The organism is Mesorhizobium sp. M1399 (assembly GCF_040317735.1).
Taxonomy (GTDB): Bacteria; Pseudomonadota; Alphaproteobacteria; order Rhizobiales; family Rhizobiaceae; genus Mesorhizobium.
The window spans coordinates 1-22,714 of the sequence record NZ_JAMYKZ010000032.1 but is presented as its reverse complement, the minus strand read 5'-3'; the positions used below and the strand labels follow the sequence as shown (position 1 = coordinate 22,714).

At 55.2% G+C, this 22,714-nt stretch carries 22 protein-coding genes; 19 read left to right on the top strand and 3 right to left on the bottom strand.

What is annotated here, in order from left to right; genetic code table 11:
- The first annotated feature begins 454 nt into the window (after positions 1 to 454).
- A complete protein-coding gene (locus NKH05_RS31190) occupies positions 455 to 670 on the top strand; it encodes a glycosyltransferase family 9 protein (RefSeq protein ID WP_353026912.1) in 216 nt (71 codons plus the stop codon).
- 348 nt (positions 671 to 1,018) lie between these two features.
- A complete protein-coding gene (locus NKH05_RS31185) occupies positions 1,019 to 1,756 on the top strand; it encodes a polysaccharide deacetylase family protein (protein ID WP_353026911.1) in 738 nt (245 codons plus the stop codon).
- On the opposite strand, the gene NKH05_RS31180 is transcribed toward NKH05_RS31185, so the two are convergent.
- Positions 1,757 to 2,146 (bottom strand): DUF427 domain-containing protein, encoded by a 390-nt coding sequence (locus NKH05_RS31180; RefSeq protein ID WP_353026909.1) that lies wholly within the window; start codon positions 2,144 to 2,146, stop codon positions 1,757 to 1,759.
- 126 nt (positions 2,147 to 2,272) lie between these two features.
- On the bottom strand, positions 2,273 to 2,659 hold the full coding sequence (locus NKH05_RS31175) for a hypothetical protein (protein ID WP_353026907.1): 387 nt from the start codon (positions 2,657 to 2,659) through the stop codon (positions 2,273 to 2,275).
- Between the two features lie 177 nt (positions 2,660 to 2,836).
- Here NKH05_RS31175 and NKH05_RS31170 point away from each other — a divergent pair, with 177 nt between their 5' ends.
- Positions 2,837 to 4,465 (top strand): fatty-acid--CoA ligase, encoded by a 1,629-nt coding sequence (locus NKH05_RS31170; protein ID WP_353026905.1) that lies wholly within the window; start codon positions 2,837 to 2,839, stop codon positions 4,463 to 4,465.
- A gap of 83 nt (positions 4,466 to 4,548) precedes the next feature.
- A complete protein-coding gene (locus tag NKH05_RS31165) occupies positions 4,549 to 5,334 on the top strand; it encodes a DUF1499 domain-containing protein (protein WP_353026903.1) in 786 nt (261 codons plus the stop codon).
- A 13-nt stretch (positions 5,335 to 5,347) separates the two neighbouring features.
- Here NKH05_RS31165 and NKH05_RS31160 read toward each other — a convergent pair whose 3' ends face one another.
- The gene (locus NKH05_RS31160; RefSeq protein WP_353026901.1) at positions 5,348 to 6,256 is read right to left on the bottom strand and encodes an MBL fold metallo-hydrolase; all 909 of its coding nucleotides are present in this window, start codon (positions 6,254 to 6,256) and stop codon (positions 5,348 to 5,350) included.
- Positions 6,257 to 6,371: 115 nt separating this feature from the next.
- Between NKH05_RS31160 and NKH05_RS31155 the strand changes: the two genes are divergently transcribed.
- The 15 genes from NKH05_RS31155 to NKH05_RS31085 all read left to right on the top strand — a co-directional run.
- On the top strand, positions 6,372 to 6,962 hold the full coding sequence (locus NKH05_RS31155) for a biotin transporter BioY (protein WP_353026899.1): 591 nt from the start codon (positions 6,372 to 6,374) through the stop codon (positions 6,960 to 6,962).
- A gap of 438 nt (positions 6,963 to 7,400) precedes the next feature.
- Entirely contained in the window at positions 7,401 to 7,964 is a 564-nt protein-coding gene (nusG, locus tag NKH05_RS31150) for a transcription termination/antitermination protein NusG (RefSeq protein ID WP_353026918.1), read from the top strand.
- Positions 7,965 to 8,102: 138 nt separating this feature from the next.
- Complete coding sequence (locus NKH05_RS31145; protein WP_353026897.1) at positions 8,103 to 9,422, top strand: UDP-glucose dehydrogenase family protein; 1,320 nt, start codon at positions 8,103 to 8,105, stop codon at positions 9,420 to 9,422.
- Between the two features lie 30 nt (positions 9,423 to 9,452).
- Positions 9,453 to 10,730, top strand: a complete 1,278-nt coding sequence (locus NKH05_RS31140) for a sugar transferase (RefSeq protein WP_353026895.1) — start codon at positions 9,453 to 9,455, stop codon at positions 10,728 to 10,730.
- Between the two features lie 569 nt (positions 10,731 to 11,299).
- Positions 11,300 to 12,772, top strand: a complete 1,473-nt coding sequence (locus NKH05_RS31135) for a hypothetical protein (protein ID WP_353026893.1) — start codon at positions 11,300 to 11,302, stop codon at positions 12,770 to 12,772.
- Positions 12,773 to 12,921: 149 nt separating this feature from the next.
- The gene (locus NKH05_RS31130; protein ID WP_353026892.1) at positions 12,922 to 13,623 is read left to right on the top strand and encodes a class I SAM-dependent methyltransferase; all 702 of its coding nucleotides are present in this window, start codon (positions 12,922 to 12,924) and stop codon (positions 13,621 to 13,623) included.
- A 168-nt stretch (positions 13,624 to 13,791) separates the two neighbouring features.
- A complete protein-coding gene (locus tag NKH05_RS31125) occupies positions 13,792 to 14,967 on the top strand; it encodes a glycosyltransferase family 4 protein (protein WP_353026890.1) in 1,176 nt (391 codons plus the stop codon).
- 60 nt (positions 14,968 to 15,027) lie between these two features.
- Positions 15,028 to 15,888, top strand: a complete 861-nt coding sequence (locus NKH05_RS31120; RefSeq protein WP_353026888.1) for a dTDP-4-dehydrorhamnose reductase family protein — start codon at positions 15,028 to 15,030, stop codon at positions 15,886 to 15,888.
- A 10-nt stretch (positions 15,889 to 15,898) separates the two neighbouring features.
- Entirely contained in the window at positions 15,899 to 16,909 is a 1,011-nt protein-coding gene (locus NKH05_RS31115) for an SDR family NAD(P)-dependent oxidoreductase (RefSeq protein ID WP_353026886.1), read from the top strand.
- On the top strand, positions 16,902 to 18,026 hold the full coding sequence (gene wecB, locus NKH05_RS31110; protein WP_353026884.1) for a non-hydrolyzing UDP-N-acetylglucosamine 2-epimerase: 1,125 nt from the start codon (positions 16,902 to 16,904) through the stop codon (positions 18,024 to 18,026). The genes NKH05_RS31115 and wecB overlap by 8 nt, the downstream gene beginning before the upstream one ends.
- Complete coding sequence (locus tag NKH05_RS31105; RefSeq protein WP_353026882.1) at positions 18,027 to 19,211, top strand: glycosyltransferase family 4 protein; 1,185 nt, start codon at positions 18,027 to 18,029, stop codon at positions 19,209 to 19,211. It begins immediately after the preceding gene.
- Positions 19,212 to 20,354, top strand: coding sequence for a polysaccharide pyruvyl transferase family protein (locus NKH05_RS31100; RefSeq protein ID WP_353026880.1), 1,143 nt, complete (start codon positions 19,212 to 19,214; stop codon positions 20,352 to 20,354).
- A complete protein-coding gene (locus NKH05_RS31095; protein WP_353026878.1) occupies positions 20,351 to 21,523 on the top strand; it encodes a glycosyltransferase in 1,173 nt (390 codons plus the stop codon). Before NKH05_RS31100 ends, NKH05_RS31095 begins: the two co-directional genes overlap by 4 nt.
- 100 nt (positions 21,524 to 21,623) lie before the next feature.
- Positions 21,624 to 22,367 carry a methyltransferase domain-containing protein gene (locus NKH05_RS31090; RefSeq protein WP_353026876.1) on the top strand — a complete coding sequence of 248 codons (744 nt, stop codon included), beginning with the start codon at positions 21,624 to 21,626 and terminating at the stop codon, positions 22,365 to 22,367.
- Between the two features lie 236 nt (positions 22,368 to 22,603).
- Positions 22,604 to 22,714 (top strand): transposase (locus tag NKH05_RS31085; RefSeq protein ID WP_352829787.1); only part of this gene is annotated, 111 nt, incomplete at its 3' end.

Below are 22,714 nucleotides of genomic sequence, written 5' to 3'. Positions count from 1 at the left end.
TGTGCAGCGTGGTCGCGAGCTTTACGCGATGGTGCCCGCTCTGCGCCGGTTACAGTTCGATCAGACTATCGACGTGGCCGATTCCAAAATCTCACGCACCATCGGTCAGGCTCGTCAATGCCAAGACTCGCGTCGGATACGATCCTCCCGAAAGTTGTTGCGCTGGCTGGAACGCCAGCCCGCCAACGTCGCAACCAAGCCGTTTGGCTTTGGTTGCCAGTATTATTCTCTACCGATATCTTTCGCCGCTTGAGGCGCTTGGCGTGGAGTGCGCAGGTCCCAACGATTGAGCCGCTGCCGTTGGAGACCGCCAGGGCATTGGCGCTTCTCGACGGGATCCTCATCGGCGTAACGCCTTCATAGCCGTTCATGCGGGAGCGAGCGAGCTTCCGGGGCGGCAATGGCAACCGGAACGTTTTGCGCTGGCGATCGACGAGATCTGCGACAGACCGCGTTGGACTTCCTGCTTGTCGGCGGCCTTGATGAACGGGCATCTGCCGAGCGCATCCTCGCCAAGGCCGCTTCGCCGGTCGTCAACGTGGTCCGGGCTCTGTCACTAGCAACGCTGCTGGCGGTCCTCGGCCAGGCACGCCTGTTTCTAGGGAACGAGAGTGGCCCGAGCACATGGCCGCCGCCGCGGGAACGCCGGTTGTCGGTCTCTTCGGCCTGACCGCCCGGCCGTCTGAGGTCCTGTCGCCGTGGGCAGGGTTACGCCGCGGCCCTCGATACTTTTGCGAGTCCATAGCCTCAGGAACCTGTGCCGCCGGACCGATGCGAGCAAGGCTTGCTGCGTCTGGCGACTTGAGGTCAAAGCGGTTGCCGACGCGGTGCGCGCGATCCTTTCACGTACGGTTAAGGACGTGGAGCACGCATTGTGACCTCGCGCTTGCCAAAGGTCAGGCCGGCGGTCAAATTGCCGCTGCCGACGCTTTTGCAGGGGCATCGTCCCGATTTCCGCCTTGATGCGGGTCCTGGGGTCGCCGCTTCACTCTTGATCTAGCCGACCCGGAAACAATCGATGCGCCTGTTCCAAAAGCATTTTTGCGCGGTTGCGATAACGCTGTGGGCTATCTCGCCTGGCAACGCCCAGTTGCTCGTCGAACCGACGCTGCACATCAAGCCCGAGGCAGGTAGCGGCCGCGTCGCGCTGACGCTCGATGCCTGTGGCGGAAAGACCGACACACGGATTCTCTCGGCGCTGGTGGAAAACAAGATTCCCGCCACCATTTTCGTCACCGGCATCTGGCTGAAGCACAACGCCGGCGCCATCGAGATCATGCGGGCGCATCCCGAACTGTTTGAATTGGAAAACCATGGTGGCCGCCACGTCCCGGCCGTCGACACGCCGCAAAAGATCTATGGCATTCGCAGTGCCGGCAGCCCGCAGGCCGTGCTGGCCGAGGTCGAATCCGGTGCTGCCGCTCTCGCCGTGACCGGCGAGCCGGCGCCGAAATGGTTTCGCGGTGCGACCGCCGAATACAGCCCGTCGGCAGTCGCGATGATCCGCAAGCTTGGCTTCAAGATCGCCGGATTCTCTGTCAATGGCGACGGCGGCTCATTGCTCGGCGCAAAAGAGACCGCCCGGCGCATTGCCGCGGCAAACGACGGCGACGTTATCATTGCTCATATCAACCAGCCGACCCATGCGGCCGGCGAAGGCGTAGTGCAGGGACTTCTGGCGCTGAAGGCCAAGGGCCTCACCTTCGTGCGGCTCGACGATGCCGACGGTGTCGGCAATGAAGGCACCACCGACTGATCAGTCGGGCGTGGCCTCGATGGTCACCTTGCTTGGGTAGAATGCGCCGTGATCGCGGATATCCGCCATCTCGTCGAACGGCCGCTCATAGGCCCACATCGCATCCTTGCCTGCATCGCCGGCGGGCAGCACGCTCCAATAGCTGGCGTCGCCCTTGTAGGGGCAATGGGTCGAGTGCTCGGTCTTGCCAAGCTGCTTGAAGTCGATGTTGGCGAACGGAATGTAGAAAACGGGGGCATAGGGCGATTCGGTCAGCACCTTGACCATTCTGGACGAGGCGATGACGACATCGCCGACGCGCACCGTCACTGTGCCCTTGTAAGGCTCCACGGTGATGATCTTGCCCGGATTGCGCTGAAAGCCGGGTGACGGGTTTGCGATCTGGTCCATGTCGAATCTCCTTGCCTCGACCCCAAATGTGTCTGGCAAGCGCGTTGTGCAAGACCTGCCTGCCGCGCCGCCAAAGCGTCGCCCGCGGGGGCAAGTCTCACCTCTCTCTTCCGCTTCGCCGAAAACTCAGGCGGCGGCCTGGAATGCGTCCATCAGCCCAGCATAGGCGGCGGCAATGCCGGCCACCGGATTGGAGCTTTTCGAGGTGGTCTCGACCTTCAGCGCACCACCCCTGGCCGGCAAGGTGAGCAGCAGGAACTGGCGATTGCCGCGATCGCCGACGCAGGCGGCAGCGACGTGCTGGCTTTCGCCCTCGTTCTCGACGCACATCTTGAACAAGAGCGTGCCGCCGACCGCTTCGAGGGCGCCACCGACGACCTCGACGAATTCATCTTCGGAAACGGTTTTGGCGTCGGGCACCAGATCGGCCTGCGCGACATCGGCCGCTACCAGATCGGCCAGACTTTCGGCAAGCGTATTTTCGAGGGCTTTGTCGTCGAGCTGCGCGTCCATGCGAACCTCTTTCATTCGCCAATCGCGCCCCGCCTGTTAATCAACGTTAACGCCGAGCATGGCCGGATTGTGGCGAATTTCGCCTCACTTGGCTCTATGCACCGCTCCAGCCCGGTTCTGGCTGGACAATGCGCCGGTTCGTCCCACAATGGCGAAAAAAATAACGGGAGGAACAAGATGCTCGGGCTGATGCAGGAATGGCCGCTGCTTTGCCACAAGCTGATCGACAACGCCGAGCGGCAGCACGGCAGCCGCGAGATCGTGTCGCGTTCGATCGAGGGGCCGATCGTGCGCAGCACATATGCCGAAATCCATCATCGTGCCCTGAAGGTCGCCGAGCGGCTCGAGCGGGACGGTTTTGGGCTTGGCGACCGCATCGCGACCCTGGCCTGGAACACCGCGCGCCACATCGAGGCCTGGTACGGCATCATGGGTGTCGCCGCGATCTATCACACGCTCAACCCGCGGCTCTTTCCCGAGCAGATCACCTGGATCATGAACAATGCCGAGGATAAGGCGATCTTCGTCGACCTGACCTTCCTGCCGCTGCTTGAAAAGATCGCCGGCGCGGTCAAGTCGCTGAAGCAGGTTATCGTGCTGACCGACAAGGTGCATTTGCCCGAGACTGCGCTGCCCAATGTCGTTGCCTATGAAGAATGGCTTGCCCAAGCCGACGGCAACTTCGCCTGGAAGACAGTCGATGAAAACACCGCCGCCGGCATGTGCTACACCTCGGGCACGACGGGCGACCCGAAGGGCGTCCTCTACAGCCACCGTTCGAACGTGCTGCACGCCATGATTGAAGCGATGCCCGACGCCATGGGCCTGTCGTCGCGCGATACCATATTGCCGGTCGTGCCGATGTTTCACGCCAATGCCTGGGGTCTTGCCCAGAGCGCGCCGATGATTGGCGCCAAGCTGGTCATGCCCGGCTGCAAGATGGATGGCGCTTCGATCTACGAGCTGCTCGACACCGAGAAGGTGACCTTCAGCGCCGCCGTGCCGACGGTGTGGATGATGCTCCTCCAGCATCTGGAAGAGACCGGCAAGAAACTGCCCTATCTGCAGAAAGTCGTCATCGGAGGCGCGTCCTGTCCACGCGCGATCACGACGAAGTTCCAGGACAATTACGATGTCCAGGTCGTCCACGCCTGGGGCATGACCGAGATGTCGCCGGTCGGCACGCTGTGCACCCTGAAGCCGGACTATGCCGGGCTGAAGGGCGACGCCCGCTTCGCCGTCCAGCAGAAGCAGGGCTTTACGCCGTTCGGTATCGAAATGAAGGTAACGGACGACGACGATAACGAACTGCCATGGGACGGCAAGACCTTCGGCCGGCTCAAGGTCCGCGGGCCGGCCGTCGCGCGCGCCTACTATGGCGGCATCGGATCCGAACAGTTCGATGAAGACGGCTGGTTCGATACCGGTGATATCGCGCATATCGACCCCGGCGGCTACATGCAGATCACCGATCGCGCCAAGGACGTGATCAAGTCGGGCGGCGAATGGATCTCGACCATCGAGCTCGAGAACCTCGCGGTTGGCCATCCGGACGTGGCTGAGGCCGCCGCCATCGGCATTCAACATTCCAAATGGGGCGAGCGGCCTTTGCTCGTGGTCGTCCGCAAGCCGGGCAGGGAGCCGACCAAGACGGACATCCTCGCCTTCATGGACGGCAAGGTGGCGAAGTGGTGGATGCCGGACGACGTCGCCTTTGTCGGCGAAATCCCACACACCGCTGCCGGCAAGATCCAGAAGACTACCTTGCGTCAGCAGTTCCGGGATTATCACCTGCCGACGGATTGACCGGAGATGCGGCGTCTTTTCGCCTTCAAGCCGCCGCTGAAAGGCATTATGCCTTTGTTCGGGTTGGGGCAGCGCAGAAAACAATGATGGTAATTCCCGAGCGACAAACGTCGAGGGCTGCCGGTTGGTCGCGGCGCACCGGCGCTTTTTCGGCGGTCCTGCTGCTGACGGTTCTCATCGGCCACCGATATGATCTCGTCGAGACTCCGGCTTTCCTGTGGGTGCTCGGCGTTGTCGCCTTGCTGGCCGCGTTTGCGCTTTTGTTTGCCGGGTTTGCCTTTGCGCGATTGTGGAATTTCGGTGATCGCGGCGGCCACGACCTGACCGCCGGCGCTTTGTTGGCGCTTCTGGTGCTCATCCCTTACGCTGTCGCAGCCTATTGGGCGGCGACCTATCCGCCGCTGCGCGACATCTCGACGAATTTCGACGATCCGCCAGCGCTCGATATCTCTATCCGGACAAAGGATATGAACGAGCTTTTGCCGCTGACGCCCGGCGAGCAGCGCCTGCAAACCGAAGCGTATCCGCTTGTTACTGGACGCAGCTACAACTTGCCTTTCGATCGCGTTCTGGAGGCGGTCAAAACCGTGCTCGATCGGCGGGGCTGGCAGCTCGCGGCGCCATTTCCCGACGCCGTAGGGCAAAGCGACGTGACGGTCGATGCGGTCGCCAAGAGCTTCCTGATTGGCCTTCCCGCCGATGTCGCCATCCGCGTGAGTGATGACGGCGATGCGATCATCGTCGATATGCGCTCGGCCTCCCGTTACGGCCGCTATGACCTTGGCGACAATGCAGCGCGCATCACCGATTTCCTTGCCGAGCTCGACCAGGAAGTCGCCGGCCAGGTGGGCGTGGCGCCGGCGGAGTGATATTCGAAGTGTACTACTTTGCCGGCGAATAGACGCCGTCAATAGCCGGCGCGCCGTCGGTGTGGACAAGACCGCGCGCCACCAGGTCTTCCAGATGCGCAAGCACCGACAGGCCGGCCGCGGCATGCAGGCGCGGGTCGGTATCGCGATAGATCGCTTCTACCATAGTCCTGATCGTACGGTCGCCGCTGTTGATCCGCTCCAGAATCGCCCGTTCACGCATTTTGCGATGGGCTTTCAATCCGCGCATGAAGTTGCGCGGCTCGGTCACCGGCCCTCCATGACCGGGCAGCAGCAGCCGGTCGTCGCGCCCGATCAGCCGATCGAGCGATGTCATGTAGTCGGCCATGACGCCGTCCGGCGGTGCGACGATCGTCGTTGACCACGCCATGACGTGATCGGCCGAGAAAAGAATGCCGGTCCCCTCCAACGCGAAGGCCGCGTGATTGGCGGTATGGCCGGGCGTCAGCACCGTCCGGATCGCCCAGCCGTCACCGTCGATCACCATATCGTCCGGCAGCGCGATATCAGGAACAAAGTTGGTGTCGGCGCTGGCATCGAGCGGATTGACCTCGCCGGTGCGCAACGGCCGCGCCGGGCGATGCCGACCTTCCGCCAACATCACGGCACCTGTGTGCTGCTTCAGTCCTGCCGCCAGCGGCGAATGGTCGCGATGCGTGTGGCTGACGAAGATATGGCTGACCGGCCTGGTCCCGATCGCTTCGAGCAGCGTTCGAAGATGTGCCTCGTCATCCGGACCCGGATCGATTACCGCCAGCCTCTCGCGCCCGACGATATAACTATTGGTTCCGTGAAAGGTGAACGGGCTTGGATTGCGGGCCGTGATCCGAAGCACGTCTGGCGCAAGGGTCACGCCCTTGCCATAGGCCGGGTCGAAGCTGGTATCGAATCTCAGCGCCATGGCGAACGTCGCGACCTTTTTTGGGAGGAGGGCAAAACCGATTGCCGCATAGCACGGAAGCCAATATAGGAAAACGCAAGGCCGCGTTCGGCGGCAATCCGGAACGGGGAAGACCATGGCAATTGCAACGACGATGCGTCCGCTTGTTTCTCTCGCTCTGCCTGAAAAGGGCGCAGCCCGGCTGGCGGGCCAGCTTTTGCTGGCGATCGCCGGAACGCTGCTGCTGATCTTGTCGGCCAAGACGAAGGTTATGCTCGGACCGGTCGATATCTCGATGCAAACGCTTGCTGTCTTGCTGATTGCCGCCGCCTTCGGCATGCGCCTCGGCGTCGCCACGCTGCTTGTCTACATGGCCGAGGGCGCACTGGGCGTTCCGGTCTTCCAGAGCACGCCGGAAAAAGGCATCGGCATTGCCTACATGCTCGGTTCGACCGGCGGTTATCTAGCTGGCTTCGTCGTCATGGCGGCGATCGTCGGCTGGGCCGCCGATCGTGGCTGGGATCGCCATCCTATCAAGCTGTTCAATGCGATGCTGGTGGCCGAGATCGTCATGATGGCGATGGGCTTTGCCTGGCTGGCACTGTTGATCGGCCCGGAAAAGTCGTGGCAGTTCGGTGTGCTGCCCTTTATCGTCGGTGATCTGATCAAGGTTGCGCTGGCTGCGTGCCTGGTGCCGGCTGTCTGGTCGCTGCTGAAACGTTCGTGAAGCCGATCAAGAATCGGCATCGCTGTGCCTTGACCTCGGTCCCGCGGCTTACTGGCAGTTATGTCTCAGTGACGGCCTGTCGAAACAGCTTTTTATCGCAAACCGGAATGGCTCCGCAGGGATCCTGCCGCCGGCGGGCGCAACGACATGCTGGCGACCCGTCACATTAGCTTCAAGTCGGTCGACTAAGCACAACCGGGGTCGCCGCGCCAATGTACCGAAGAGCTAGGCATCACAGCGAATGCCCGACATCGCCTCTCGGGTGGCTGAAAAAGAAAGCGGCCCGATGATTATTTAGGCGCAGCTAATTTCATGGACAATTCGCGGGCAATTTTTTGATGAACTGTCCTGATTCTCGCGGCATGGTTGCTTGCTGGCATCGACACACTGTCGTAACCCTTGGCGCCGACATGCCCGCCCGCCCTGAGAGGGAGACACGTGACTAGCGCGGAAAAAACGACGAACAAGGCGAACATCCCGTCGCCGGGGCCGACCGCCGCGCCGGCAACGCGCTGGTATGCGGCTTCCGTCTTTCCTGGAAAGGAGCATGTCGCCGAGCGGCATCTCCGGATCCAGGGATTCCAGCCCTTTGTGCCTCGCTGCGAGAAAACCGTGCGTCATGCCCGGCGGCTCGAAACACGAGTTGCGGCTTATTTCCCCGGTTATATGTTCATCGCCCTGGACGTCGCGCTGCAACGTTGGCGCTCGGTCAACGGGACATTCGGTGTGCGCTCCCTTGTCATGCAAGGCGACCGGCCTTTGCCTGTCCCCTCGGGTCTGGTAGAGCGTTTCATTGCGCTAACGGGTAGGGACGGTCTGCTTGATTTCAGCGGCGGCCTCGCAGCCGGTGCTTCGGTCCGGATCCTTTCCGGCCCTTTCGCGGAAATGATCGGTCGCCTTGACCGGCTCGATCCAGCTGGAAGGGCTCGGGTTCTGGTTGCCATCATGAATGGCGAGATCCCTGTCGATCTTGATGCCAGGGATCTCGTAGCCATCGCATAATCGCAAGCATCGGCAAGGCGATGTAAATTGTTGTAGGATCGGCTCTCGGGGTTTCACCCGGGAGTGCGGTAGCCGTCCTTTGGTAGCAGGCGCTGTCTAGCGAGATCGTCTCATCGGCGCTGATTGAGAGTACGCGATATGCGAATAACAATGATTGGTGCCGGCTATGTAGGGCTCGTCTCGGGCGCCTGTTTCGCCGACTTTGGCCATCAAGTCTGCTGCGTCGATCGTGATGCGGAAAAGCTTGCCATGCTCAAGCTCGGCAAGATACCGATCTACGAGCCTGGCCTCGACGACCTCGTTACCACCAACACTGCGCAAGGCCGCCTGCGTTTCGACGACAATCTGGCCGATGCGGTTTCTCAATCGGATGTCGTCTTCATCGCCGTGGGCACGCCCTCGCGGCGTGGCGACGGGCATGCCGATCTGTCCTTCGTCTACGACGCGGCCGCTGAAGTCGGCCGCGCGCTCAAAGGATTTACGGTCGTGGTGACGAAGTCGACCGTCCCCGTCGGTACCGGCGATGAGGTGGAACGAATCATACGCGAGCAAAATCCCGACGCCGATTTTGCGGTGGTTTCCAATCCGGAGTTTCTTCGCGAAGGATCGGCGATCGAGGACTTCAAGCGGCCCGATCGCATCATTGTCGGGACCGATGCCGAAAGGGCCAAAGCGGTAATGGGCGAGATCTACCGCCCGCTCTCGCTGAACGTCGCTCCGATTTTCTATACGAGCCGGCGTACGGCGGAACTCACCAAATATGCCGGCAACGCGTTTCTGGCCATGAAGATCACCTTTATCAACGAAATTGCCGATCTCTGCGAGCGGTTGGGAGCCGATGTTCAGGACGTCGCACGCGGCATCGGAATGGACAACCGCATCGGCGCAAAGTTTCTACATGCCGGGCCGGGCTATGGCGGCTCCTGTTTCCCGAAAGATACGCTGGCGTTGGTCAAGACCGCGCAGGACGCGGCAAGCCCCGTGCGACTTATTGAAACGACGGTCTCGATAAACGACCAGCGCAAAAGGGCGATGGCGCGCAAGGTGGTCGAGGCCTGCGGCGGCTCGGTTCGCGGCAAGACTATCGGTATTCTCGGCCTTACCTTCAAGCCGAACACCGACGACATGCGCGATGCACCCTCACTGGCCATTATTCAGGCACTCCAGGATGCAGGCGCTTCGATCAAGGCCTATGATCCGGTCGGCATGGAGCAGGCACGCAAGATGATCGAGGGCGTTGAATTCGGAGAAAGCGCTTACGCGGTGGCCGACGGCTCGCATGCGATCGTTATCGTCACCGAGTGGAATGCGTTCCGGTCGTTGGATTTGAAGCGCCTCCGTGCACTCATGGCGACGCCGGTAATGGTCGACCTTCGAAATGTTTACCGCGGTCAGGACGTCGTGAAGGAAGGCATAGCTTATTCGAGCATTGGCCGAGAGCGGCACCTTGTCAAGTGAACGTCCGAGGACCGATTCGCGGGATTCAAATTGATCGCCACCACCATCCATTTACCCAACAAACGGCATCTCCTGCTCCGGATGCGCTTTCAGCTGCTTGGCGGATTAACATTCGCAATTCTGCTGCCAGCGTTGATCCGCTTGTCGTTCGATCAGGAGGTAATCCGGTCACCGAACCTGCAGGTTACGATCTTTGCGGCGTTTATCGCTCACACGACAGGTTATTTCTTTTATAAGCGCATTGGGAATTTCCCGGGCGTTGCCGCGGCTGGCTACATCCTGCCAACCTTCGCTCTGACCTACGGCCTGGTGTTCGCGACGATCTTCTTCTTCAGATTTGACTACAGTCGGTTCCAGGCCGCAGCGAGCTTCATTCAATCGACATTGTGGTATTTTGGTTTGAGTTTGGCCACCCGACGGCTTGATGCACACCGATTGGCGATAATTCCCGGCGGAGACGTCAACAGGCTGGAGAGCATACCGGGTGTTAACTGGCACAGGATTCATTCGCCCGACACCATCCTCGAATACGCGAGCGGCGTGGTTGCCGACCTTAGAGCCGACCTTTCGCACGAATGGGAGCGTTATATCGCCGACTGCGCGATCTCTGGAACGCCGGTCTATCATGTCAAACAAATCAGCGAGTCGCTCACAGGAAGAGTAGAAATTGAGCATCTGTCTGAAAATACCCTCGGCTCGTTGAACCCAAACCAAGCCTATCTGAAAATAAAGCAGGCAATGGACTGGACTTCTGCGCTGTTTGTTCTTGTTGCTTTCTCACCATTGCTGTTGTTCGTGGCGATTGCCGTAAAGGTAGATTCACCTGGGCCGGCGCTATTTAGACAAAAGCGAATGGGCTACAGAGGACTCCCCTACGAGGTCTATAAGTTTCGAACGATGAAGCTCAGCTACACGATTGGCGATGAGAAAGAAGCGGCCATCACAAAGGCCGGCGATGAACGCATCACTCGCTTGGGAAAGTTCTTAAGAAAATCAAGGATCGACGAGTTGCCGCAGGCGTTCAACATCCTGCGCGGCGAGATGAGCTGGATTGGTCCGCGGCCGGAAGCGCTCGTACTGTCGAACTGGTACGAGGCGGAACTGCCATTCTATCGCTACCGTCACATCGTGCGGCCTGGCATTACCGGATGGGCGCAGGTGAACCAGGGCCACGTTGCGGCCGTCGATGATGTTTTGGAGAAACTCCACTACGACTTCTACTACATCAAGAATTTCTCCCCTTGGCTCGACGTGCTGATTGTGTTTCGTACCATCCGAACAATGCTGACGGGGTTTGGTGCTCGTTGAGCTGGCAGGCATTGCAATGAGAGTTCGGTCTTTCGAGCTCAAACTTCGTGTGGTGGGCCGAGTACTCAGTGATTTCCTCAGGCGCATCCAAATCAATCCAATGTTTAGATTTATGAGATGATGTCGGTGATCAAAAAGTAGCTTAGATGAAACCGCCATCCACGCATCGCCGCGCTTTTTTGAAAGTCGCTCCAATGGCCGCCTTAGCCAGCGTCCGCAACGCGAAATCTGCTGTGGCTCCTTCAGAGGAAAAAGCATCAGTATCCGCAAGTGGCACCGTTGAAGCGGGGTGGCATGGGACGTTCTCAATTGTTCGCTCGGTTCAAGGAATACTTAGCGACAGATTCCCTTCCCCAAAAGACTGGGATGTAAAGGCCGGTAGTCCAGACGAGGACAGCACTGCCGCTGTGCAAGCTGCAGTTGACACCGGATATCATGTGGACTTGGCGAATCATCAGCCGGGAGGTGGATGCTACAATATTTCATCCACGATCCTTCCCAGAGAGATATATCCTGGTCTAATTGGTCGGGCAGCGCCGCACTCCGGCTCCGTAGATCGGGGAACGCAAATGAAGTGGATTGGCCCGCCAAACGAGCCAATCCTGCGTGTGGATACAGGCATACACGCCCCCACGATCAAGGGGGTTGCGTTCGATGGTAATCATCTCGCTTCGTATGGCGTTCATCTAAATGCGGGTGCGGGGGGCGCCATCCAGATGCCCTTCTTAGAAGATCTCAACTTTCGCGGCTATCGCAAAGCCGGTCTGTGTTTAGGGGCTGACGACACTGGTGTGTCTCGCAACGGGCAATTTCACCATATCACGGCCATGCGACTCAGTTTTTGGGGAGGCGCCTCAATCGAGGGCGTGAACAGCCAAACTGTTACAATCACCGCAGCCGTGCCGAGCATTGTCTCTTGGCCCGAGCATGGCCGTTCCGCGGGCGAACCTGTTGTTTTCGCGAATGAAGGTGGCGCTCTACCGTCGCCACTCGTGCCTGGTCGTACCTATTGGATCTCCCCAGCGGACCTCTCAAGCAATGGATTCGCAGTTGCCAGTACAATTGGCGGGCCGGCAATAGTGACAACAACGGTCGGGTCGGGAAAACATACGGCGCAGTTCGCTACCGCCACAGGCGTGGTTCTAAACGCTCAAAATGCAGAAATTCTCACGGCAATCGGTTTTTACTTCGACCCCTTTACGGCCGTGGGGGGCGGGCCATATACGCCACACAAGAACCACTTCCGTATCCTAGGTGGCGATCTGAACGTACCTGGAGGCTTTGTGTCTACCCGAGCCATCGACTGGGCCATAGACTGCACCGGCGCGGCAACGAGCTTAAACGTGCAACATTGGAAGTCGGAAGATATCCGACTGGTTAATCTACCAAACACAATGACTGCATCGGGCAGTAACATATTGAGTGGCATACATCATCGCTCGGGGCATGCATCAGGCGTCGAAGACGTTGTTTCAGTTAATTATCAGGGAGATTTTCCAACCTTGATTCAGAGTTCGATTCTCAGGGGGAATATACGAATCGGCGCTCTTGTGCACAAACAAGTTCGGCTCAAAGAGATTGAATACCATGCTGGAACTTCCGACATAATGGGATCAACCCTCCTGAGCGGTCCTTATTTAGCCAAGCTGGATGTCGAGGCGGAGGTTGGAATAAGAAGGGTTTGGAACAGCTCTGCATTAGAAGAGTGGCGTGACTCTTCCAGCAGGCTTCTCTTCAAGAACGATCGCGGATCTTTGTCGAAGATAAAAAGCATAGGCGGAAGTGGAATAAAGGGCGAAAACCTTGGGGGAACTCTGGTTGTTGATGGTGCATCGAGTACTGCAACCGTAGTGTTTCCCACCGCTGAACCGGATGCCAACTACCGTTTAGTTATCACTCCGCTAGATTTAAGCGGGAAGCCCTCCATAGGGAGCAATCGCGTATTGTTCGTGGAGCGTTCCACCGAGAAATTCACCGTGACGGTAGAGGCTGCGCCCGGTGCAGGAAGTTCGGTTGAATTCTCTTGGCTGTTGTTCCGGTAGTTATACCTCTGCGGCTTGGACCGCCGTCAATCGCCTTACTCTTCGCTCGTCGGAATTCAGGCGCCTTGCATAAGATAATCACAAGGGCGTGAAAGATCGCACCCGAAGCAGGATGGGCTTTAGGTGTGCTAGTAAAGGGACAATTTAAATTGGAAAATAGCAAGTATGTCGACGGCCGGTACTGGAGTGAAAATGCCAGCTTTCACGAGGAGGACGCTGCTTTCAAGGCAAAAAATTGCAACGAGGCAGTCAAGAGCTATGGCTTGGCGGGCCCCTTACGTGTGCTAGATGTCGGATGTGGAAGCGGAAAATTTCTATACGAGTTTTCCGAGCTTGTAGAGGGCGATTTCCTAGGGATTGACCTTGCCGAGGTTGCAATTGCCCGTGCCAACCACATCCACGCCAAGGAGAACGTAAAGTTTAAACTTACAGAGCCAAAGGATATTTCTGAGACATTTGACCTCGTTACAGTAAACGACGTGTTCGAGCACGTTGACGACTATATCGGGTTTATTAAATCAATAAAGCCTATCGGAAAAAACCATTATTTTAACATCCCGTTAGACATGCATGTACTGAGCGTCGCCTTTCTAAAATATATGTCGGCCAGGGAAAGAGTTGGCCATCTTCACTACTTTTCAAAAGAGTCGGCGCTGGCTACGCTGGAGTATTGCGGTTATTCGGTTCTGCGCGCGCAACTAAACCAGACCGCGCTTCATCGCATGGATGCTAAGGGAATGCTGTCGAAAGGAGCGGGGTTGGTGAGGTACGTTGCCTACAAGACAAGTCCGGAAATCTCAGTACGTCTCCTTGGTGGTGCTAGTCTTGGGGTGCTGTGCCGGGCGATGTGACGTAAATCGAGGAATGTCGCTTCATTGGCCAGCCAAGATATTGAGTTCGTCAAAAAGTGCTGCGCATCCAACTGCGTGTACGGCAAATAGCTGTCATCTTAGGCTTCAATGACCCACGTTTTGGTTGGAGAATCGGAAAGGCCGCCTACAATTGAGTCAAGGATCGAGATGAGAATTGGTATCGATGCATCGAACATTCGCCGTGGGGGTGGTGTGACCCATCTTGTGGAGATTCTTCGGGCGGCCGACCCTCAACGGCTCGGTATATCAGACGTTGTGGTCTGGGCGAACAGGGAAGTGCTACAGCAAATTGAAGATCGCAGCTGGCTGACAAAGCGGCATCACCGATACCTGGAAAAATCGCTGGCATTTCGAGCTTCGTGGCAACGATATCTGCTCCGACATGATGCTATATCCCAAGGATGTGACCTGCTGTTCTTTCCTGGCGGCACTAATTCTAGCGGTTTTCGTCCCGCAGTCGTCATGAGCCAAAATTTGCTTCCGTTCGAATTGCGAGAACTGCGGCGGTATGGCTTTTCAAGCTTAACAGTGAAATTGCTGCTGTTGCGGGCGACGCAGAGCACTTCCTTTAGAAACGCGTCCGGCGTGGTACTCCTGTCCCGTTATGCAAAGCAGGTCATCGAACGAGCTATGGGGCGGGGTTTCAAGCGATGCAGTGTGATACCACACGGGATCAATTCGCGGTTCCTCATGGCTCCGCGACGTCAGCGGCCTCAATCGGAATTCACCAGTACCGAGCCTTGTCGGGTGGTTTACGTGTCGATTGTTGATCAATACAAACACCAATGGCATGTAGTAACCGCGGTAGCCGAGCTACGGAGGATGGGCTACTGCGTTGAACTTGAATTGATTGGGCCTTATTACTTGCCCGCATTAAAAAGACTGCAGAAATCAATAACGAAACAGTCGGCGAAGGACTTCGTACACTATCGAGGCGCTGTCGACTATGCGGAACTTCACACACGTTATAGGTCGGCCGATATTAATATATTTGCCTCCAGCTGCGAGAATATGCCAAATATACTGCTCGAGGGTATGGCGGCGGGACTGCCGATCGCGTGCTCCAACCGAGGCCCAATGCCTGAGGTGCTGGGAGAAGGGGGTGTCTATTTTGATCCAGAAGATCCTGGGGACATCCGAAGGGCTCTGAGTTTGTTGATAGAATCAGCAGAGCTTCGTTCGCGCAAGTCGGAAATTTCGTTCAAGCGAGCAAGTCAGTTCTCTTGGCAGAAAACTGCGGATGACACGTTCGCATATCTCGCCGAGATTGCCCGGCAGGAGTGCGAATCGAGCGAAGGGATGGCGCGTCACAAACCGGCATAGGGCAGCTCCGAGCTGCTTGGCCCCACGACGTATTCCGAAATCAGAGAGGGATTGGACGTAATGAAGCACAGAATATTGGTTCTGGGCGCAGGCGGTATGTTGGGGCACGCGTTGTTGCGTACCTTGCGAAACGGAAAAGAAAGCGAGGTGTTTGGCACAGTTCGGGCGACCGACGCTCTAAACATGTTTGATCCGGAGCAGCGCTCAAATATATTTTCCGAGATAGATGGCCGAAGACCAGACACTATCCGTAGAATAGTGGAAAAATTGGCACCTTGCCATATAATCAACTGCATTGGGATAGTGAAGCAGTTGAAAGAGGCTCAAAATCACGAGCAGTCGATTGCAATAAATTCCTTGCTCCCGCATGTTCTCGACGCCATCGCGTCAGAAACGGAAAGTCGTCTTATCCACATTAGTACTGATTGTGTTTTCTCCGGAAAGAAAGGGATGTATGTCGAAACAGACTTTCCGGATTGCTTTGATTTATATGGTCGCAGTAAATTGCTAGGAGAGGTTACAGATACAAGCGCCGTTACGCTTCGCACTTCTATCATAGGTCATGAACTGAAGACCAGTCACGGCTTGGTTGAGTGGTTCCTGAGCCAAACAAAGTCCGTTCACGGTTTCCGAAAAGCTATTTTTTCCGGCCTGCCGACCGTTGAGCTAAGTCGGATCATAGCTGATTTCGTAATTCCAAACGAGTCACTCCGCGGCCTCTATCATGCTTCCGCGAATGCGATCGACAAACACGCCCTCCTAACGCTGATTGCGAAAGCGTACGGTAGAAAGATTGACATTGTCCCGGTAGACACGCCTGTGCTCGATCGGTCGCTTGACTCGACCCGGTTCCAGGCTGCGACAGGATATCATCCCCCCGCGTGGGTTGAGTTAATTGAAAAGATGCAAGTACAAAGATGAGGAAGGTTTGATGTACGAAGGAAAAATAGCGCTAATCACTGGAGGAACCGGCTCGTTCGGTAATGCCGTGCTCAAACGCCTCCTGAGCAAGGGTGTCCAGGAAGTACGAATATTCAGCAGGGATGAGCTGAAACAAGAAGCGATGCGCATTTCTCTCCGAGACGAAAGAGTGAAATTTTACATAGGAGACGTGCGCAACAAAGAGAGTATTCAGGAGGCAATGAAAGGGGTGACGTTTGCCTTCCATGCGGCAGCTCTAAAGCAGGTCCCCTCCTGCGAGTTTTACCCGATGGAGGCGGTGAGAACGAACATTCTTGGCGCCGAAAACGTGATGGATGCCGCAATATTTAATGGGGTTGAAAAGCTCGTGTTGCTGAGCACGGATAAGGCGGTCTATCCGATCAACGCGATGGGCCTTTCCAAGGCCATGATGGAAAAGTTGATGATCGCCAAAGCGCGCGTCCGCGGGGCCGGAGAGACTGTCATTTGTGGTACCCGCTATGGGAATGTTATGGCCTCCAGAGGCTCGGTTATTCCTCTGTTTGTGGAGCAGATCCTGGGAAAGGCTCCAGTGACGATAACAGATCCCGAAATGACGCGTTTTCTCATGTCATTGGAAGAGTCGGTAGACCTCGTAGAATATGCCTTTGACCAAGGAAAGCAGGGAGATATTTATGTTCAGAAAGCACCAGCTTGCACTGTAAGAGTGTTAGCCGATGCTCTTACTGACATATTCGGCTCTAACTCTGAGGTGAAGATCATTGGCACTCGGCACGGTGAGAAGCTCTATGAGACGTTGGTGTCACGTGAAGAGCGCGCTAAGGCTGAGGAAACCAGCAGGTATTTTCGTGTCCCAGCTGACAATCGAGGACTGAACTACAACGTATTTTTCACCGACGGAGAAAAAAGTATCTCAAATAGCGAGGATTACACGTCTCATAATGCCAAGCGCCTTAACGTGCAAGAAGTAAAGGGAGTTTTGACTGGGTTGGACTATATTCGCGAGAAAATAGATGCGTAAGATAATGACAATCATAGGAACTCGCCCCGAGCTTATAAAGATGAGCTCTGTGATTAAAGAGTTTGACAGATATACCGATCATATTTTGGTGCATACAGGGCAAAACTACGATTATGAGCTTAACGAGGTGTTCTATAGGGATTTTTCTATAGATAAGCCGAAACATTATCTTGGTGTTGCTGAGGACACAGTGGCCGCTTCCATAGCCAACATTATAGTGAAGAGTGACGAGGTGATGGCGTTGGAGCAGCCTGACGCATTGCTGTTATACGGAGATACTAATTCCTGCTTGTCCGTTCTGTCCGCCAAGCGCAGAAAAATTCCGGTTTTTCACATGGAAGCAGGTAACAGGTGCTACGATCAGCGAGTTCCGGAGGAGATCAATCGAAAAGTGGTCGACCATCTTTCGGATATCAATCTTGTTCTCGCTGAGCGCGCGCGTGCGAACCTGGTTGCTGAGGGCATACCTGCAGAGCGAATATTTAAAACCGGTTCTCATATGTTCGAGATTCTTCAGCGGCACAAGCAGGAGATCGCTGCATCGGATGCATTGGAGCGATTGGAATTAGAGCGAGGCAAGTATTTTATTGTTAGCTCGCATCGAGAGGAAACGGTTGATGATCCGAAGACATTGGCAGATCTTCTGTTTACGCTAAACCATTTGGCAGACGAATACGAATACCCCGTTATAGTTTCAACTCATCCGCGGACCAGACTCAGGATAGAGCGAGAGAAATATACGTCGCTAAATGAAAGAATTCGGTTTAGCAAGCCATTCGGATTTTTTGACTACATAAAGCTTCAGTCGAATGCGTATTGTGTGCTTTCGGATAGCGGAACGTTGACCGAAGAGGCCTCAATTCTGAAATTTCCGTCGGTAATGATCCGGTCAGTCCATGAAAGACCAGAGGGAATGGATGCAGGCATTACAATCATGTGCGGAACCTCGCGTGCGGAGGTTGCCGACGCCGTGAGAATTGCCGCGGATCAATTCCATGTTCGAAATTTCACGATGCCTTCTGTTCGCGAATACGAAAATGACAACGCTTCAAGCCAGATATTGAGGATTGTTTTGAGTTACATCGACTATGTTAATCGAGTCGTGTGGTCAAAATAGATGAGGATTTCTGTCTTTGCCGACGGCTATCCACCAATGCGAACGTCTGCTGCAGTTCAACTTAGGGATCTGGTCGCGGAGCTAAGCGCTCAAGGGCAAGAAATTACTGTTGTAACACCGTCTTCGGGTATAGCGGCACCGGTGCGGCTTGAAATGCAGGGGAAGATACGAGTTGTGCGAATTAGAGTGCCTGAGGCCAAAGATAGGAACTATCTGATACGCACGTGGCACGAGGCGATGCTTCCATTGCGATTGTATCTAGGCATGAGGCGATCTGGGATAGATCCCCATGACTGTGACGGTATAATATGGTACTCACCCACTATATTTCTCGGACCGCTGATTATGGTCGTGAAATTGCGGTCGAGGTGTCGAGCGTATCTCGTTCTACGCGATATCTTTCCAGAGTGGGCTGTCGACATGGGTATCTTGCGAAAGGGGGTAGCCTACCGTTTGCTCAAGGCAGTAGCGAATATTCAGTACCGCGCCGCCGATACAATAGGAGTTCAGTCACCGGGAAACCTCGAGTATCTGCGTAGCTGGGCAAGGCCCGAGCGAAAAATTGAAGTCCTGCACAATTGGCTCGCGCCCGCCGCAACTAGAGATACGGAAATAGCGGTTGCAAGGTCGAAGCTCGCTGGGCGAGTTAACATTGTGTATACGGGCAATATGGGTATCGCACAGGGGATGGACTTTGCCCTGGATCTAGTGGATAGCCTCGCCCCTCGCGGGGACGTCGGCTTTCTCTTCGTTGGTCGTGGAAGCGAAATGGCTCGTATGCGCAACCACATCGAAAAAAAGGGCCACGACAATGTTTTGTTCTTCAATGAAATAGACCCTGACGAAATCCCGGGGGTACTCCAGCAGTGCGATCTGGGTTTGGTGATGTTGGACAGCCGGCACAGGACGCACAACGTTCCTGGCAAGTTCGTCGCATACCTTCAAGCAGGTCTACCTGTTCTGGCGCGAGTCAATCCTCACAACGATCTCGAACGTCTAATTAACAGCAATGGAATCGGGGTCTCTTATTCCGGCGCGCGAGTCGCGGAGTTTAGAGAACAGGTAGTCAGGATCGTAGAGGACGTAGCTGGGCGTAGACAGATGGCTAAGCGCGCGCGAAAGCTATATGAGACAATGTTTTTGCCGTCATCTGCTGCCGACCAAATTCTTCGCGGTCTAAAATAGATGTCCGCACGGTGGAAGCGGGTACGCAAATTAAAGTCGGGCACCAGGGCATTGAGAATCTCCGTTTTTGGATATCATGGGAAGAGAAACCTTGGAGACGACCTATTTTTAAAAATTATGGTCGACAGGTTATTTGCAAGCACCGGCCGGAGAACGAAGGTCGTGGTCAATGGTGTGGGAAGCGCTTTGCCGAGAATGGGTCTGTCAAGACATAATCTTGACGTTAACGGGCAAGGGCAATACTCGACATCGTTTAGAAGCTATCCGATGTACGCAAGCTTCATCGTGCACGCCCTCAGGAGTGACATAATAGTTTTTGGTGGCGGTACTATATTTAATAGCTTGCCGGTGCGTTTGATGAGAATATTGTTTTGGATTACGCCAAATACGCCTAAACTTGCGATTGGCGTGTCGTTGGGGCCTTTTTCTAAGCCGGCCTACAAATTAGCATTACAGGGACTACTCTCTGGTTTTAACAAGATACTGCTTCGCGACAGGGCGTCGGTCGAGCGGGTGGGTGAGTTTCCAAATTTTCGTATATCAAACGATCTTGTATTTTCGATGCACGACGAATTCGGCGATCTGAGGGCGACTGATAAAGCAGATAGAATTGTTTTTGCGCTGAACTGGTTCGGTGACTCCGATCTTGAACGGAATGCGTTCTTCGATCAATGCGTACAGATCGTTAGAAAGTTGCAGAGCGATGCCGCCAACCACGAAATCGAGGTGGTGGTATTTCGAACCTGCGTCGATCCAAAGGATGGCGATCAACGCATCTCCGAGTTGCTGAGCAGACACCTCGCCAGGGCTGGTCTCGCAGTTCTCGACGTCGATTACGACGGCACAATGGGATCTGTTAAAGAAGTATTTGCTAGATCGAAATGGGCCGTGGCGTCACGAATGCACGCAGGTGTTGTAGCGGATCTCTGCGGCTGCCGCGTCTTGCAAATTGCATACGCAAGTAAGGTGAAGGACATATATTGGGCCGGCGTACCGGCGGGCATAAAAATTGTGAATTTTGTCGACTTTGACGTTAACAACGCCGTCGGTCATCTTGTAAGCAATGAGAATGCTCAGGCACGAGAGGAGTATACAACAATTTTGCGTGACCTGACAGAGGTGCGTGCGGAGTTTTTTTCTTGAAGAAAGCTTTGTTTGTAGTCGACAGGAATCCGTTTCCGGCCCGAAATGGTGTAACTATACCGGTTTCGAACTACATACGGATCTGCAGGGAAATTGGGTTGGAGGTAACGATTCTCCTTGCTCGAAAGAAGGCCGCAAGGTGGCCCCTCATAGGCTTCCTGTGGGAGATTTTGCTGGAGTGCGTCGGTGTAAGGCCAGCGTTCTCCTTAACGCTCCGCAATTCGGATTTGGAGAGGATCGAGGGGCCAGAGATCCAAGATTCAGTCTTCGACCTGGTTGTTTGTTCTCCCATCACTGTGTGTGAACTAGGTAGTGAGTTGTCCTTTAAGCAAGTTAGGACTTCTAACAGAAAGCCGCTAATGGTTGCAGGGGTGAGTGACTCTTACGCCGTTGTCCTGCGGAAATTTTCAAAATCTCCTAGCATTGCCTTTTTCTCGAGGGTGATAGCCTTCTTTCGTTCGTACATCGTAGCAAAGCACGAGACAGAGATACTCAGGGGCTACGACTCAATAATTTGCCAGACCGACCGAGACGTGGCTAATTTTTCTCGCTATCTCCGAAACCCAGACCGGTTAATTCAGCTAAGCAACGGCGTAAACGAACAGCTGTTTTCATTGAAGCAAGAATTCAACAACTGTTTCGTTTATGTGGCAGACCTAAGGTCGAGACAGTCGCAGGAGAGAATACTGTGGCTATGGAGAGCCGTTTGGTTGAACGTTGTGCTTGAACGAAAGGTTCTTCATATCTTTACGTCCGGACTTCCTCTTCCTCCTTACCTGAATGAGATGCGGAGCGACGCCACGGTGATTTTCCATGAGGATTTTGCGTCTTCTGTTTTGGATATCTATCGAGGTATGGCGTTCTCGCTAGCGCCGATCTTTCAGGAATACGGGTTTATCAACAAGGTCGCAGAGGCGTTGGCCGCAGGATGTGTTGTTATTGGCGACCGGACGGCTTTCAATGGTATCGATTTTCCTGAGAGGGAAATGTGTATTGCTAATACTGAGACCGAGTGGCTCGCTCTGGTTAATCGATTTAATAGAGATAGACAATATTACGAGGTGGTGCGGAATGCTTCCACAGAATACGCGCGGCGAACGCTCTCATGGAAGAGGCATAAGAAATATTTTAGTTCGCTAATAGATCAAAATGGACCTGACCAGAGGTGACGTTTCTCTAGTTGCGGCGGCATTGTTGCCTGCCCGCATTATTAACGAGGTGGGCGGCCGCGGCGGCAAGAAAGAGTAAGCGTGTTACTGGAGAAACTGTGTGTTGCGACGATTCATCAGACTTAATCAAGATCTTTCGAATCGGCTCATAAGGAGATGGCCGTCCGTATTCGGCTCGTCTCCGTATGAAGCTGAACTTAGGTCGAGGATTTGGAAATCAATTTCCGATGGGAACGTAGGTGTTGTGATCGAAGTCGGGGGAATTGACCGGCCATTGCTGTCGAAAAGGACTGAGTTCAAATATGTTGGCGTCGATATTGACGAGAGACCGGATTGTCTAGTGGTCTACGACCAGTTTATCCGGCAGTCGATCGAGGACAGATTGGACATAACTGCCCAACTGATCGTTTCTATTACGCTTTTGGAACACGTCCCAGATAACCGGGCTGCATTTGATACAATGTTTCATGCTCTTTCTCCGGGAGGAGTTATGCATCACTACGTGCCGTCGAAGTGGCACCCATACGCAGTTTTGTTGCGGGTTCTTGGAACGAATCTACAGCGAAAGTTAATAGCACTCTTACGGCCGTCAGCTTTGGAGGTGTCGGGTTATCAGGCCTTTTTCGATAAGTGTTCGATTCCTGAAATGAAGCGTGCGCTTAGGGACGCAGGGTTTTCTGACCTGCAGTTCCAGGCTTACTATCGTGCAAACGATTATTTTTCTTTTTTCGTTCCAGCATTCATTGCTGTCTCACTATTTGAGAATCTAGCCAGAGTTTGTCGGGTTGAGACACTAGCGTCTGGTTTTGTGTTCAGTGCCACGAAACCGGCAGCGCACCGCTAGACGGATCGCCCAATCGAGGGCGATATCCGCGTCCCAGCCCAGCGCGATCCGTCAGGCAGAATAACCGTCATCGCCGGTCTCGAACGATCGCTGCGCGAAAAGCTTGCCAGAAGATCAAGTTTTCCGTTGAATCATCGCGATATCGCCTTCCATCCATCTGGCGCATTGCGAGTGACCTTGCCCCTCTGATCTAATCCGGTTTGAAGTTCGTTCTGGCCCATCGAGAGGACCAGGACATGAAACGCAGCCGCTTCTCTGAAGAGCAGATCATCGGAATTTTGAAGGAACACGAGGCCGGGGTATCGGTTGCCGATCTGTGCCGCAAGCACGGGGTCAGCGACGCCTCG

Excerpts from the sequence above, each read along its gene's own strand:
- NKH05_RS31185 (WP_353026911.1), top strand. The coding sequence starts at position 1,019 with ATGCGCCTGTTCCAAAAGCATTTTTGCGCGGTTGCGATAACGCTGTGG.
- NKH05_RS31180 (WP_353026909.1), bottom strand. The coding sequence starts at position 2,146 with ATGGACCAGATCGCAAACCCGTCACCCGGCTTTCAGCGCAATCCGGGC.
- NKH05_RS31175 (WP_353026907.1), bottom strand. The coding sequence starts at position 2,659 with ATGGACGCGCAGCTCGACGACAAAGCCCTCGAAAATACGCTTGCCGAA.
- NKH05_RS31170 (WP_353026905.1), top strand. The coding sequence starts at position 2,837 with ATGCTCGGGCTGATGCAGGAATGGCCGCTGCTTTGCCACAAGCTGATC.
- NKH05_RS31165 (WP_353026903.1), top strand. The coding sequence starts at position 4,549 with ATGATGGTAATTCCCGAGCGACAAACGTCGAGGGCTGCCGGTTGGTCG.
- NKH05_RS31160 (WP_353026901.1), bottom strand. The coding sequence starts at position 6,256 with ATGGCGCTGAGATTCGATACCAGCTTCGACCCGGCCTATGGCAAGGGC.
- NKH05_RS31155 (WP_353026899.1), top strand. The coding sequence starts at position 6,372 with ATGGCAATTGCAACGACGATGCGTCCGCTTGTTTCTCTCGCTCTGCCT.
- NKH05_RS31145 (WP_353026897.1), top strand. The coding sequence starts at position 8,103 with ATGCGAATAACAATGATTGGTGCCGGCTATGTAGGGCTCGTCTCGGGC.
- NKH05_RS31135 (WP_353026893.1), top strand. The coding sequence starts at position 11,300 with ATGAAGTGGATTGGCCCGCCAAACGAGCCAATCCTGCGTGTGGATACA.
- NKH05_RS31125 (WP_353026890.1), top strand. The coding sequence starts at position 13,792 with ATGAGAATTGGTATCGATGCATCGAACATTCGCCGTGGGGGTGGTGTG.
- NKH05_RS31120 (WP_353026888.1), top strand. The coding sequence starts at position 15,028 with ATGAAGCACAGAATATTGGTTCTGGGCGCAGGCGGTATGTTGGGGCAC.
- NKH05_RS31115 (WP_353026886.1), top strand. The coding sequence starts at position 15,899 with ATGTACGAAGGAAAAATAGCGCTAATCACTGGAGGAACCGGCTCGTTC.
- wecB (WP_353026884.1), top strand. The coding sequence starts at position 16,902 with ATGCGTAAGATAATGACAATCATAGGAACTCGCCCCGAGCTTATAAAG.
- NKH05_RS31105 (WP_353026882.1), top strand. The coding sequence starts at position 18,027 with ATGAGGATTTCTGTCTTTGCCGACGGCTATCCACCAATGCGAACGTCT.
- NKH05_RS31100 (WP_353026880.1), top strand. The coding sequence starts at position 19,212 with ATGTCCGCACGGTGGAAGCGGGTACGCAAATTAAAGTCGGGCACCAGG.